Source organism: Paenibacillus sp. PL91 (genome assembly GCF_012935325.2).
Taxonomy (GTDB): Bacteria; Bacillota; Bacilli; order Paenibacillales; family Paenibacillaceae; genus Pristimantibacillus.
Map to the genome: position 1 here is coordinate 477624 of NZ_JABBYG020000001.1, position 15269 is coordinate 492892.

Consider the following 15269-nt stretch of genomic DNA (forward strand, 5'->3'; position numbering starts at 1 on the left):
TCGCTGTACAAAGGCTAAGATTGCAAAGGTTGTTTAGATAGTCCACTATTATAAAAAATTTCGAATATCAAACTGTAACCGCATTCATTAGTATGAAAGACAGGAACAAAACGTTTATAGAGGCTCATCCATTAAAGGGAGGTATACCATGAAACAAAATCGAAAGACGTTATCCATCCTCATGCTAGCCATTCTCATGCTTGCGACGCTGCTTGCTGGCTGCTCAGGCGGCTCTAACAAGGAGAACGCGGCGGAACCGTCGCAAACCGAAAAAACGACGGCTCCAGGCAATGACAAGAACGAGCCCGCCAACGAGCAGAAGGATGATTCGAAAGAGCCAGTTAAGCTAAAGTTTACCTTTTGGGGAAGCCCGCAGGAGAAAACGGCAATCGAGCAGGCGACAAAAAAGTTTACCGAAAAATATCCTTGGATTACAGTTGATGCCATCCATATCCCCGAAGCGGATTACGATGCGAAAATAACCGCCATGGTAGCGGGAAATGACTCCCCTGATCTCGGTTATATGCACGGAGAGCTGGCGGATCCGTGGCAGAAGGAAGGCAAATTCGTTAATATGTTCGAGCTTTTGGACAAAGACGATGAGCTTAAGCGCGAAGACTTCCTGGATTACATTTGGTTCAAGTCCTCCGAAGATTTCGCTTACGGTATAAGCACGGCCGGAGAAACGTTCGGACTGTTCTATAACAAAGACCTCTTCGACACCGCAAAGCAAGCCTATCCGCCTGCCAAGCCAGGAGAGGCTTGGGACTGGGATCAATTCGTAGAAGTGGCGAAGAAGCTAACGCTGGACAAAAACGGGAAGAACGCTTCGGAAGAAGGCTTTGATCCGGGCAATATCAAGCAGTTCGGCGTTTCTTTTGAAACCTGGCACGGCCCGATTCACGCCACCGTCATAAACAATGAGGGCGAATGGATAACGAAGGACGGCAAGTTCGGCTTTAGCCAACCAGAAGCGACGGAAGCGATCCAAAGGCTTGCCGATCTCATTAATGTACACCATGTTGCGCCGTCTCCGGTTCAAATGAAATCCATTCCGTCGCAAGCGGTGGCGCTGCAATCCAAGCTGGTTGCCATGTCCATGCATGGACAATGGATCAACCTTGATCTTGGAGCAGCTAAAGTCAACTACGATATCGGTGTTCTTCCGAAAATGAGCCGTTCCGTACCGATGGGGATCAGCGGCGCCTCCGTTATTTATCAATCAAGCAAGCATCAGGATGAAGCTTGGCTGCTGACGAAGTTTTTGGAAAATCCGGAAGGCTCGCTTGATCTTTACAGCGGCGGGTTATGGATGCCGACGATGACCAAATGGTACACCGAACCGGAACTCATTGCCAAATGGGCCGAAAACAATCCGGCGCATCCAGCGGGCTTCAAAGACGCGATGATGAACAATTTATTGGAGAATGGCGTGCCAAACGGCTCCTATTATATTAAAAACTTCTCCAAGGTGAATGCCATTACGTTCTCCGGGATGGATGAAGTATGGCTGGGCAGGAAAACGGCCGCGGAAGCGATGAAAGAAATCGAAGCGAAGGTCCAACCTGAAATTCAAGGCAGATATGATGTAAGCCCTTAACCCCATCAGTTAGGAAGTGGAAAAGCGTTATCGGGCGGCCGGCATGCCGGTTGCCCTAACCTATCAATAGTTTGGAGAGAGCAACTATGAAATCAATAGCGAGCTTCCGGGAACGCTCGATCATGCAGGAGCGTGCCGGCAGGAAAAGGCGTTCGTCCAAGGAGTTCGGCTACGGCATACTTTTCGCGTCACCTGTATTGCTGGGCTATCTTATTTTCGTCATCGTACCGATCGTGGCAACGCTGTATCTTAGCTTTACTTCATACAGCGTAGGAACGACGCCAAAATGGCTGGGATTTGATAATTATGTTCATTTATTTGAGGGAGCCGACCCTTTTTTCTATCCGGCTGTTAAGGCAACTATTTATTATGTGGGGCTAAGCGTGCCGCTCGGCATTATTCTTTCCTTCTTCGTGGCAATATTGCTCAACCAGAAAATTATGGCCAGAGGTTTTTTCCGAAGCGTATTTTATTTGCCGGTTATCATTCCGCTCGCGGCATCCTCGATGGTATGGATGTGGCTGCTGCAGCCCGATTTCGGCATCGTCAATTACGCGCTGGATTCGGTTCATTTGCCAACCTCGAAATGGCTGGGCGATACGACCTCTGTAGTACCGACGCTGATTTTGTTCAGCTTCTGGACGCTCGGCAATACGATTGTGATATTTTTGGCAGGCTTGCAGGGTATCCCTTCGCATTTGTATGAAGCCATTGAAATCGATGGCGGAAACGTCCTTCATAAGCTCATTTACATTACGATTCCAATGAGTTCTCCTATCATTTTCTTCAACACGGTCATCGCTTTCATTAATGGCTTTCAGACTTTTGTGCAGCCTGCCGTCATGACGCAAGGCGGACCAAATAATTCAAGCTTGTTTTATGTGCTTTTCTTGTTTAACGAAGGCTTCAAATCGTCCCGTATGGGGAGCGCCAGTGCGATTTCGGTATTGCTGTTTATCGTCATCGTCCTATTTACGGCAATCATATTTTTCTTCTCCAAATCTCTTGTCTACTACGAAGGAAAGGGGGAGAAAAAATGAGGAAGCTTCCTTTATGGCAACGGGGAATTATTTATGCTTTGCTGCTCGCGGGCACCGTTTTCTGTTTGTTCCCTATCTTTTGGATGGTGCGGACGTCTTTGATCGGGATGGGCGATCTTTACCAAGTCCCGCCAACTATATTCCCGGAATCGCTGAGCTGGGAAAATTACAAAACGGCTTTAGAGGCTTATCCGTTCGAACGATTTTTCGTTAACAGTACGATCGTGACAGGTTCTGCTGTCATAGGCGTATTGCTTTCAAGCTCGATCTGTGCGTACAGCTTCTCGCGCATCGATTGGAAGGGCAGAGATAAGGTGTTCGGATTTATTCTGTCAGGGCTGATGATTCCGTTCTTCGTGGTGATGATTCCACAGTTTGTGTTTTGGAATGCGCTTCACCTGACCGATACGTTTGTACCTCTTATTGCGCCATCCTGGTTCGGAGGTGGTGTGTTCAATATCTTTTTGCTTCGACAGTTTTTTCTCGGCATTCCAAGGGATTTGGATGAAGCGGCTAAGGTAGACGGAGCAGGGCATTTCCGCATTTATTGGCAAATCATTTTGCCGGTAGCGAAGCAAGCGATGATCGTAGTCGGTTTGCTCACGTTTCTCGCCAATTGGAACGATTATCTCGGTCCGTTAGCCTTTATCACCTCTGAGAAAAATTACACGCTAATGCAAGGACTCACGCTGTTTCAAGGCTCTTATTCGGCCCAGTGGCATCTAATGATGGCAGCTACGGCCGTCATCGTCATTCCATCTTTAATTATTTTTTTTATCGCCCAGAAGCACTTCATCGAAGGCATTGCGATGACTGGCATTAAAGGGTAGAAATAACAGCATTGCAAATGGGTTAACTGCTTGCCTTGTTGCGCGCAACTGGCAGGCATGACTCGAAACGTAAAGTAAGCGCTTTCATTAAAGGAATGGTCTACGAAATTCATTTTAAATCGGAGGAGATTCTATCATGTTACGATCGAAAAAACGGATGAAGCAAGCCGCGTCTCTCGTCTTGGGAGCTGCGCTTGTCTTTGGGAGCATTCCGCCGCTTGCATCCGCGGCCAATAATCCCGGCATGCCCGTCTTTAAAAGCGCGGGTACCGTTATTCCAAAAGAGCCTGCAGCTTATTCGCCTGAACAAAGCATGATGCAAGCGATTTATGACATGGAGAAAAACGGTACTGATTTCTGGATCGACCGATTGCTGGCTCGTCCCGGCAACGACCCGGCAAGAGAAGCGCGCGGCGTAGATTTAATGACCCGCGGAAGAGCCTTATATATGAAGGAGCATACGCCGGGAACGATCGGCTTTGCCGGAAGGACGGCATACCAGGACGTTCTGGGAGGCAATGCCTACACGGTAACGTTCGCTGGCCTCGCCTTAACAGAGGACGTAAGCAAAAGGCTTCAAATGCCAAGCCACTGGCGCAGCGAGCATAACGCGCAAGGCATAAGCGTCGTCCAGCACAAATTCATAACGGACAATAACGTCGCGGTTACGCTGCTTGAGCTTAAAAACACGGGCAGTGAAGATAAATCGCTGACGATGACAGTTAATCCGTCCTTCGTCTCCCGCACGGAAGGCGACGAGCTTACGGGAGTAATCAATTCCGCACGCAATTTAACTAAAATCTCCACGCGTTTATCCGGGAGCGGGATGAGCGCCGCGGATAATAAGCTTACTCGCACGATCACGATCCCTGCCGGAGCTACCGCGCAAGCTAATGTTGTAATGGGCTTCACTACGGCTGAAATACCGGAATCGCTTACGGAGTATAACGTCTACAGGGGACTAGATAACGCCTCTTCGCTTGCCAAGCAAACGCAGGATTATAACAAATGGTGGGCGGATAATGTTCCTTATATCGATGTGCCGGACGAAAACATTAAGAAAATCGCTTATTACCGTTGGTGGCTGAACCGTTTCAACTATTTGGACGCCAACATCCCAGGCAATGACTTTCAATTTCCGACTTCCATCGAAGGCGTGCTTGGCTACAATAATGCGATCGTACTAACGCAGCCGATGCATATTCAGGATTTGCAATACTTGCGGAATCCAATGTACGCGTATGGTAACTGGGTTTCAGTTGGGGAAACCTCAAACGGCGGCGCCTTTACCGACAATCCGGGGATGCCGGACAATTGGAACAATTACTATACCCAATATTTATCGGAAGCGGCTTGGAACAGCTACAAAATCCATGGCGGGCAACCCGAAATTATCGGTAATTTAGCTCATTATGCCGAGAAGGACGTCGCAGGACAGCTTTTCCGATTCGATAAAAACAGCAACGGCGTTATTGCATACGACTGGGGCGCTTTAACTGGCAACGATGCGGATGCCGTCTCGTTTCACTGGAGGTCAGGCAACCAGGAGCGGGCCGAGGGAGCCTATGTTTACGGAGGCGCAAAGGCAGCATCGGAAATGTACGGGTATCTAGGCAATGATGCGAAGGAAGCCGAGCTTGGCGCAATCGCCGAGGATATCCAAAAAGGCATAATGGAAGAGCTGTGGGATGAAGAAGATCAAGTATTCAAGCATCGTCATATCAGCACGGACGAACTTAACCCATGGAAAGAAATTAACAATTACTATCCGTTCACCGAAGGCGTTCCGCCCAATGAGGATACGTACAAGGAAGCTTTCCGCCTCTGGCAGGATTCAGCCGAATATCCGATCTTCCCTTTTTTCACGGCGAATCAGAAGGATAAAGCCGCTGCGGCCGCTCAAGGGGAAGCCGGCTCCAACAACTTTTCGACCATCAACTCAACGGTAACGTTCCGATTGTTCGCCAAAGCGCTAAGGGATTATCCATCAGAGTATATTACGGCAGACATGTATAAACAGCTGCTTTATTGGGTGGCTTGGGCGCAATATTACGATGGTGATACACGTTATCCGGATGCCAATGAGTTCTGGGCAAACTGGAATCCAGCAACCCAAAAAATCGATTATCGTTCTTGGATTCATCACAATATTCTCGGCAATTACAATTATACGCTAATCGAGGATGTAGCGGGCTTGCGCCCTAGGCTCGACAAAAAAATCGAGCTTTGGCCGCTGGATATCGGCTGGGATCACTTCACGGTCAACAATCTGAATTATCACGATCAGGATTTGACTATTGTGTGGGATAAGCCGGGTGACGGCACGACGCATTATGGCACTGCTCCTGAGGGTTATTCCGTATTTATCGATGGCGAGCGTGCTTTTACCGCGGATAAGCTTGTTCAGCTGGTTTGGGACCCCGAAACCGGCAAAGTGCAATTCCCTGGCAATGATGGCACGGCTTTGTTTGAAAAACCGATGAGCCAAATGAAGGAAGCGAAGGATGTTTCTTTGACAGACGGCCGAATGGTCGACATGTTCCAGAAGGCAGGCGTCGACTTAGATCCGGAAACGGCAGGATTTCCGAATTTAGCAAAAGGTGAAGGAGTACAACAATCCGCATCCTTTATGGCGGCGGGAACGAAGGTAAGCGACGCGGTGGACGGGTTTACGATTTCCGGTACGTCCAAGCCGCGGGAAGCCGCCTTTACGCCTCCGATTTGGGGAAGCAAAGGATCGCCAAACGCGGCGGATTGGTACGAGATCGACTTCGGGCAGGAGACGGCGTTCGATAACGTGAAGCTTTATTTCTACAACGACCGCTCCGCATCGGGTGGATACAGCGAGCCATCCATGTACAAGGTCGAATATTTTGACGGTACAAAATGGCTGCCTGCGCAGAAGTCGTATAAGCTTCCTAAAGTGCCGCAGGCGAATTTGAACGAAGTGCAGTTCCCGGCTGTAACAGCGAATAAAATGCGTGTAACGATGACGCATAAGGGTGCCAACAAAACGGCGCTCAAAGAGATTCAAGTTTATCATACCGGCATTATTCCGCCAGTTCCTGTCAATGAGAAGCCGGAGGTAACCGCTGCAGTAGAAAGCGGTCCGAAGCTCCCTCTGCAAGCAAAGCTTATCGGAAGCGCGGTGGATGACGGCTTGCCGGATGGCAATGTCACCGTGCGCTGGAGCAAGCTAAGCGGACCGGGGGACGTTATTTTCGCTAATCCGAATGAAGGCAGCACAACGGCAACCTTTACGGTCGCAGGTACCTATACGCTTCAATTTGAAGCAACCGACAGCGAGCTTTCATCAGACACGGAGCTGACTGTAGTCGTAGATCCATTGCCTTCGGAAATAAACGTGGCGACTTTCGCGACGCCAACGACGTCTTTCGTGTCAAACTGGGAGTCTGTAAATGCGGTCAACGACGGGTTGGATTGGCCCAATTCCAATCCGCCTAACGGGGTATCCGCAGGAGGCATTCCGAGATACGGAAACTGGAGTCAGCAAGGGACGCAATGGGTGGAATACACGTGGAGCGAGCCGGTGAAAATCGGAAAAGCCTCCGTCTCTTGGATGGATGACGGCGGCGGGGTTAAGCTGCCAGCCTCTTGGAAGCTTCAATACTGGGACGGCTCTAAGCTTGTGGATGTAGCTGAGCCTACCGGATACGGCTTAACTAAAAACGGATATAACAACGTGCAGTTCAAATCGGTGACAACGACTAAGCTGCGGATCGTAATGGCCAGCAATAATGCTTCAACAGGCATTTTGGAGTGGAAGGTGTTTGCCGAGCCACCTATTAGCGTGAATGCGGTCAAAGTGCCAACGCTTGTTGGCGAGCAGCCGAATTTACCTGCCAAAATCGAGCAAACGTACGCTGACGGTTCGGTTATAGCGGGCAAGGTGACCTGGTTCCCAGTAGATCCGGCGCTTTTGCAAAATCCGGGTTCCTCCTTCAAGGTATCTGGAATCGTGGAGGGGTCGCCGCTGCAAACGGAGGCTACCGTATATGTCCGTGTAACAAACGCCGTTCAAGTGACTAATATTAGCGATATTAACGCCGTCACATCCATAGGAAAAGCTCCGGTGCTGCCTAAGACAGCTGATGTATTATACAACGACGGCTCATGGGATAACGTGAGTAACGTTATTGCATGGGATGACATCGCGCCTGAATCCTATGCGAAGATTGGCCAGTTTACCGTAGAGGGAACGATCGCAGCTTCCACTACGAAGGTTAAGGCATATGTTTCGGTTACTGGAGAAACGGTAACTGCAATTACGCCGGTGCAGGTCACAACATCTGCGGGAGTATCTCCGATACTTCCAGAGCAAGTAAGTGTGATTTATGAAGACGGGGAAAGCGTATTGGTTGCCGTTGCTTGGGACGCAATAGCTCCCACAGCTTATGCGCAGCCGGGCTCCTTTAAAGTGAATGGAACCGTAGCGGGTACGACGATGAAAGCCGAAGCAACCGTTACCGTTACGGAAGCGCAAGGTACAGCTACAACGACACTCAGCGGTCCGGAAAAAGTGGAGGGCGGCGAATCTTTTGAAGTCGTACTCGGCATTAGCGGAGCGGATCAAGCGATTTTCGCGGAGGACATCGCTGTTACGTTCGATACGGATAAGCTTGAGTGGCTTGGGGCAGACGATGAACTGCTGAACGATAGTTTCGCGCTCGTCGGAGAAGGACAGAAGGATGGTGAAATTCGCCTTATTACCGCAAAAATCAATTCAGACGGCGCAGATGCGAATGGTCCGCTCGTTAAGCTCTTATTCAAAGCCAAGGATACGGACGCCGGGGCAATGGCTAACATTGCCATTGCAAGAGCGACTGCAGCTGATGCGGCGGGGCAGGAGATAGAGCTGACAAGAGCCGGCTACAGCGTCCAGATTAACGGAGTGAATAAAGCGGTGCTTCGCAGCTTAATTGAAGAAGCGCAGCAAGCCCATGATGCTGCGGTTGAAGGAACGAAGATTGGCCAGTATCCTATCGGCTCCAAAGCGCTGCTTCAAGCGGCGATTCAAGCAGCCGAGGCCATTGCCAATAAGTCCGGCGTTACTTCGGCTCAAGTCGAGCAGGCCGTTCAGCAATTGAACGACGCGCTGCAATTGTTTAAAGCATCGATCAATAAAGCGCTTCCTGGAGATGTAAGCGGCGATGATAAGGTAAGCGTAGGCGATCTTGCCATCGTAGCCGTATCTTATGGCAAAACGTCAGCAGATCCGCAATGGGAGCAAATTAAGAAAGCGGATATTAACGCAGATGGCAGAATTGATATTGAGGATCTAGCCGCCCTTGCCAGACTCATTCTTGGATAATAGCAAAAGGTGAAGCAAACACGGGGAAGGCAGGCTTGTCTTCCCCACCTACTTATGGAAAGGATGAAACGTCCAATGAAATTGAAACGGCTAACCGCAATAATAGCGCTGCTGCTTTGTTTCTCGCTTTTCCCGGCAGTAGCCGGTGCTGCGAGCGCTCCTTCTTTTACGATGAACCTGACCAAGCAGAAGCAGTCCGTCGGACAAATGTTCACGGTTACCGTTGAAGGGTCCGGCTTGACCGATATGTACGCCTTCGAGCTGACATTTAACTATGATTCAACACGGTTGAAGCTGCTAGGCGCAAAGTCTGATATTAAAGGCTTCTCGATCAAGCCGATTACGGGTAAAAATGAAATCGTATTTGCCCACACAAAGACCGGAGCGATCGCTGGAGAGAATGGGGAATTGACTCTGTGCACGCTCACGTTCGAAGCATTGGCCGAGGGAGAAGCGAGCATCGAACTGACAGCAGCCAAGCTTGTGGACAGCAAGCTCAAGGCGACCATGCCTGCGGCTGCTTTTCAATTAACGAGCAGCATTGGCAAGCAAGCGGAAAGGCCTCATTTTATCGATATGGATAATCATTGGGCAAAGGCGAATGTGGAGAGAGCAATCGATCTTGGTATCGTGAACGGCTATACAGATGGAACATTCAAGCCCGGACGCAGCATTACGCGTGCTGAATTTACGGCAATGCTGGTCAGATCGCTTGGCATTCAGGCATCAGAATCCGGGGCAGCGGCGTTCACGGACTCCGCGAAAATCCCTTCATGGGCACGGCCTTATGCCCATACAGCGGCTGTTCATGGCTATGTTAAGGGTTACGAAGACGGCTCGTTCAGAGCGGAGCTTCCGATTACGCGCGCCGAAATGACCGTCATTCTGACGAGAGTGTTAGGCTTGACGATCGATACGAATCAGCGCACCACATTCGCGGATCGCGATCAAATTCCGGCGTGGGCGGAGCCTGCCATTGCGGCTGGCGTAGAGATTTCGCTCGTTCAAGGACGAGGCGGAAACCGATTTGCCCCAAATGCTCAGGCTACTCGCGCAGAAGCTGTCACTTTAATGCTGAACATGCTGGATAAGCGGGTTGTGGAGGCAGATGCTTCATAAGCGGCATTCATTTTGCATGTAGGAAACGAAAGACGATGGATAAGAGAGGCTGATTATGTCATGGACGAGAAGAGAGGGATGTAATCTCATGAACCGACACTTCGGAAAATGGGTTTCGAGCGCACTCGTTGTTATGCTTGCAGCATCGTTGGCATTCCCGCCGGCAGCAGCATGGGCTTCCGAAAGCACGATAAGCGAGCAAGGTCCAGCGCTTCAGGCGGAGCTGGCGGAAGCTGCAGACTATGATTATAAATTGAATATTGACAGCGCTCAGGAGGGAGCGGCGATAAGCCCGACCTTAAATGGCGTCTTCCTAGAGGACATTAATTATGCGGGAGATGGCGGCCTTTATGCGGAGCTTGTCCAAAATCGATCCTTTGAATTCGAAGAGTCGCTAAGAGCGTGGTCGAAAGTTTCGCAAGGCGGAGGAGAGGCGAATCTGACCATCGAATCGGAGCAGCCGTTAAATGCCAAAAACCTGCACTATGCTAGACTGGCCGTACAAACGCCAGGAGAGGGCGTCGGCATTGCTAATGCGGGATTTGGCGGCATCGCAGTCGAGCGCGGATTGGGTTATGATTTCTCTCTCTATGCTCGCAGCGTGGAAAGCTATCATTCCCCGCTAATCGTTCGATTGCAAAATGCGAGCAATGAAACGATTGGCGAAGCGACGATAACGGGGATTACGAATGAATGGCAAAAGCTGACGGTGACGCTTACCGCAGCCGAAACAGCCGCTGCAGCCAAGCTGACCGTTACCGCGATCGGCGCAGGTACTGTCGATTTAGATATGGTGTCTCTCTTCCCGCAAAATACGTGGAAAAACCGTCCAGGCGGCCTTCGCGCCGATCTTGTGCAGGCGATGGCGGATATGAAGCCGAAATTTATCCGTTTTCCTGGCGGTTCGATCGTCGGAGGAAGGACCGTCGACAACTTTTACCGCTGGAAAAACACGATCGGCGACGTCGCGGAGCGCCCGATCAACAAAAACTTCTGGTCAGACCCTGCACGCGGCAACGATCCTTATTATTACCAAACGGGAGGTCTTGGTTTTTATGAATACTTCCTGCTGTCGGAGGACCTGGGTGCTGAGCCGCTACCCGTTATTAACGTTGGAATGGCGGAGCAGTTTCTTGCGCCGGGGGTCGTAGTGCCGCTCGGCGAGCTGCAGCCCTATATTCAGGATGCGCTTGACTTGATTGAATACGCGAACGGGCCAGCAACGAGCGAATGGGGCGCCAAACGCGCAGCCGCGGGACACCCGGAGCCCTTTAACCTGAAATATTTAAGCTTGGGCAACGAGCATTGGACGAGTGCGTACTTCGATCGCTACCAACGTTTCTACGATGCGATTAAAGCGGAATACCCATCGATTCAATTGATGCTGTCATCCGGGGCATATGCTTCTGGCACGGAATTCAGCACGGCGTGGAACTGGGCCCGCCAGAGCGGGAAAGCGCAGGTGGTTGATGAGCATATGTATCAGCCGCCAGCATGGTTTCTAAGCAATACGAAGCGATACGACAGCTATAACCGAAATGACCCGCCCGTATTCGTTGGCGAATATGCCGCGCATATCGGATCGGGGGATAAGGGAAGGCTGAGCAACCTGCAGGGCGCGCTTGCGGAAGCGGCCTTCATGACGGGACTCGAGCGCAACGGCGATGTCATACGATTCGCCTCCTATGCGCCGACGTTCGCGAAGGACAAATTCGTGCAGTGGACTCCTGACTTGATATGGTTCAACAATACGGACGTGTTCGGCGCGCCAAGCTATTACGTGCAGCAAATGTTCAGCGCAAACGTAGGCGATCAAGTCATTCCTAGCGAGCTGCTGCAAAACGAGGAGCAGGAGCAGCAGCCGGTCTCGGGTAAAGTTATGTTGGCCTCTTGGAGCACGGCGGTTGATTACGATGACGTATTGGTTACCTCAGCGAGCGGAGACACGCTGCTCAGCGATGATTTCAGCGCCGCGAACAGCAATTGGATCACAAGCGGCGGAAATTGGCAGGTTACGGGCGGTGTCATGAGACAATCCGGTACGGCGACACCGGCCCGCAACGTCGCAGGCGACGCAAGCTGGAGCAATTATACGATGACCTTGAAAGCGACGAAGAAGTCGGGAAATGAGGGCATGCTCATCGGCTTCGGCGTGAAGGACACGGATAATTATTACTGGTGGAATATTGGCGGCTGGGGCAACACCCGGACATTGGTGGAAAAGGCGGTCGGCGGAAGCAAATCCGAAGCCAGCTCGGTCAATACAACCTTCCGGGTCGAAACGAACAAAACCTATCAGCTGAAAATCGAGCTCGAAGGCTCGAAGGTTCGATGCTACATCGATAATGAGCTCATTCATGAGTTCACCGATTCAGGAGGCGCTATGTCTTCCTTGTATTCTGTCGTGAGCAAGGACAATGGCAGCGGTGATATTGTGGTGAAGCTTGTGAACAACTCGCCTGACGTGCAGAAAGTAAACGTGAACCTTGAGGAAGCGGCAGCGCTAGAGCCGCAGGGAACGGAGATCGTTTTGGCTAGCGGCAATACCAGCTCGCAGAACTCGTTTGCCGATCCCTATCACGTTGCTCCTGTCACAAGCGTGCTTCCTGGCGTTTCGGACTCTTTCCTGTACGACAGTGCCCCGAATTCCGTTTCTATCCTTCGGCTTAAAACAAAAACGGGAATCGTAGCGGCATCCACGGCTGCTGTCACGACGGAAGCTGGCAAAGCGCCGGAGCTTCCGGCTGCCATCGAGGTTACAAACAGTGACGGAACGACTGCGCAAGCTAGCGTGGAATGGCGTCCTGTACGCGCATTTAAATATGAAAAGCCTGGCTCCTTTACGGTTCAAGGCACGATTGAAAAAGCGACCTTCAATGCGTACGCTCAAGTAACCGTTACGGAAGGCGCTGAGCCGCCGGAAGAAGCCATTCCTTCGCTTATTTTGCAATACGGCTTCGATGAAGCGTCTGGCAAGTCGGTGACCGACTCCACTTATAATGGCCATGACGGCATGATAGTCGGTGAGATTGATCGGGACCCTAATGGCAAAAAAGGCGGCGCTTTGACCTTTGCCGGCACCAGCGGGAATTATATCGATGCCGGAACGGGCGAAGCCTTGCAGCCTGGCGACGTGACCATTTCGTATTGGATAAAGCGAACATCCGATATGGACCGTTCGGAAAATGTCCTGCTTTGGTTCAAGCCGGCGAACGGATATGATCAAAAGGGACTGTTTATTACGTACAACGGTACGAATGCGGAAGACCCAAGCTCAAGCTTTGTCGTTGTGGACGGCTTTAACGGGTTTTACGTAAAGCAGAAACCGAATGATTTTTTACAGCTAAACGAATGGACGAATGTCAGCGTAACGTTTGATTCGGATACGAACGAGGGCGCCATTTATAAAAATGGAGTCAAACAGGAAATTTCGATCACGGGTACGCCTGATTCCATCACCGCAACAGGCGATGTCAAAAAAATCGGAGTATCCGGCTACAGCAACGGCGCTCAGCTGCAAGCAACGCTGGATGATTTCCGGATGTACAGCGGTGCAATGAGCGACAAGCAGGTGAAGGCGCTTTATGACGGGAAAACCATTCAAAACGTCCAGCCGATTGCCGCTGCTACGGTTGCAGGCACAGCGCCTAAGCTTCCGGCGTCTGTGACGATCGAGTATGAGAACGGCAGCACTGCCTCTGCGCTGGTAGCGTGGGATGCGGTGGATCCGTCGCAATATGCCATGCCTGGCAGCTTTACCGTTAATGGCGCGGTGAAAGGAACGGCGCTGAAAGCGGTCGCTCTCGTAACGGTAGCTGCGCCGCCTGTCAAAATTCCGCATTTGGTTGCCCGCTATACATTTGACAGCCAGACCGGGAAAGAGGTAACGGATGCTTCCGGCAATGGCTATCACGGCTCGGTTGAAGGCGATGAAAGCGAATGGATCAATGAAGGACACGAAGGCGGCGCCTTGAAATTTAACGGCACCAGCCATTATGTGGACTTGGGCACCAGCGAGCTGCTGCAGCCAAAAGATATTACGGTTGCTTATTGGATTAAGCGCTCGGAGACCATGAATGGGCGCAACAGCAATATTTTATGGTTCAAGGATGGCTGGAATGGAAACGGCTTCTACATGACCTTTGATGGCTCGAATCCGGCTGACTTAAGCTCCAGCTACATGATCGTGGACGGCTTTAACGGTTTTTACGTAAATGAAAGTCCGGATGAATTTTTGCCGCTCGGCGAATGGACCCATATTGCCGTCACGTTTGATTCGGCAACGAAGCAAGGGGCTATTTATAAGAACGGAATCAGCCAGACCATTACGGTGAATGGGACGCCAGCATCCATAACGCCGTCGGCAAAAAATAAAATGATTGGCATGTCGGAATACGTGAACTCCCATCTGAATGCAGCGTTAGACGATATGCGCATCTATGATGTGGCGATGTCTGAACAAGCCATTAAAGCATTGTATGAGGGAGAGCCGCAATCCGATCTGGCGGTACGGCTTGCGGGACCAAGCGGGGTTAATGCCGCGGAGGAGTTTGGCGTAACGGTATCGTTGCAGGGCGTTGATCAACCTGTGCTCGCGCAAGATATGACCATCGCTTACGATGCGGATAAGCTGGAATGGATCGGAGTTGAAGAGCCGCTGCTTAACAGCCATTTTGCAAAGGTTGGCGAGGATATTCAGCCAGGCTCGGCCCGCATTATGCTTGCCAATATCGGAGCAACGGAGACGGGCGCAAACGGAGCGCTGCTTAAGCTGAAATTCAAAGCCAAGCTGTTGAACGGCCAGGCAGCTGCAAGCATTGCGGTAGCAAAGCTTGCAATCGCGGATGGAGAAGGAGTGGAAACAGCACTTCCTCCAGCTTCGATGAGTGTTACGATTCATGCTATCGACAAAGCGGCACTGGTTGCGCTTATCGATGAAGCGCAGGCTGTGCATGATTCTGCCGTCGAAGGAACGAAAGCGGGGCAATACCCGGTTGGGGCAAAAGCCCAGCTGCAAGCTGCTATTGACCGTGCAGCCATCGTTGCAGCAAGCAGCACGGCGAATGCACAAACCGTTGAGCAGGCTGTTTCTGACCTGCGCTCGGCTCTGGATGCGTTTATGGCATCCGTCATTAAGACGAATGCCGGAGACGTAAACGGGGATGAGCGCATTAGCATCGGAGATCTAGCCATCGTTGCGGCAAGCTATGGAAAAACCTCCTCCGATCCACAATGGAGCAGCATTAAAAAAGGAGATTTCAACAACGACGGTAAAATTGATATCGAGGATCTTGCGGCATTGGCCAGAATGATGATTAGCGGATAGCGGAAGAGCAGCTTTGGAAGCG

The 15269-nt window shown here is 51.0% G+C and carries 6 protein-coding genes; all 6 read left to right on the plus strand.

Annotated features, from left to right (window positions below; translation table 11 throughout):
• Positions 1-148 precede the first annotated feature (148 nt).
• The gene (locus tag HI950_RS02370; RefSeq protein WP_169081763.1) at positions 149-1600 is read left to right on the plus strand and encodes an ABC transporter substrate-binding protein; all 1452 of its coding nucleotides are present in this window, start codon (positions 149-151) and stop codon (positions 1598-1600) included.
• A 122-nt stretch (positions 1601-1722) separates the two neighbouring features.
• Positions 1723-2640, plus strand: a complete 918-nt coding sequence (locus HI950_RS02375) for a carbohydrate ABC transporter permease (RefSeq protein WP_169082231.1) — start codon at positions 1723-1725, stop codon at positions 2638-2640.
• Positions 2637-3470: a carbohydrate ABC transporter permease gene (locus HI950_RS02380; RefSeq protein ID WP_169081762.1), complete on the plus strand. Its 834-nt coding sequence runs from the start codon at positions 2637-2639 to the stop codon at positions 3468-3470. The genes HI950_RS02375 and HI950_RS02380 overlap by 4 nt, the downstream gene beginning before the upstream one ends.
• A gap of 136 nt (positions 3471-3606) precedes the next feature.
• The gene (locus tag HI950_RS02385) at positions 3607-8802 is read left to right on the plus strand and encodes an Ig-like domain-containing protein (protein WP_169081761.1); all 5196 of its coding nucleotides are present in this window, start codon (positions 3607-3609) and stop codon (positions 8800-8802) included.
• 75 nt (positions 8803-8877) lie between these two features.
• Positions 8878-9921 carry an S-layer homology domain-containing protein gene (locus HI950_RS02390; protein ID WP_169081760.1) on the plus strand — a complete coding sequence of 348 codons (1044 nt, stop codon included), beginning with the start codon at positions 8878-8880 and terminating at the stop codon, positions 9919-9921.
• Between the two features lie 88 nt (positions 9922-10009).
• Positions 10010-15247, plus strand: coding sequence for a LamG-like jellyroll fold domain-containing protein (locus HI950_RS02395; RefSeq protein ID WP_169081759.1), 5238 nt, complete (start codon positions 10010-10012; stop codon positions 15245-15247).
• Positions 15248-15269: the final 22 nt, after the last annotated feature.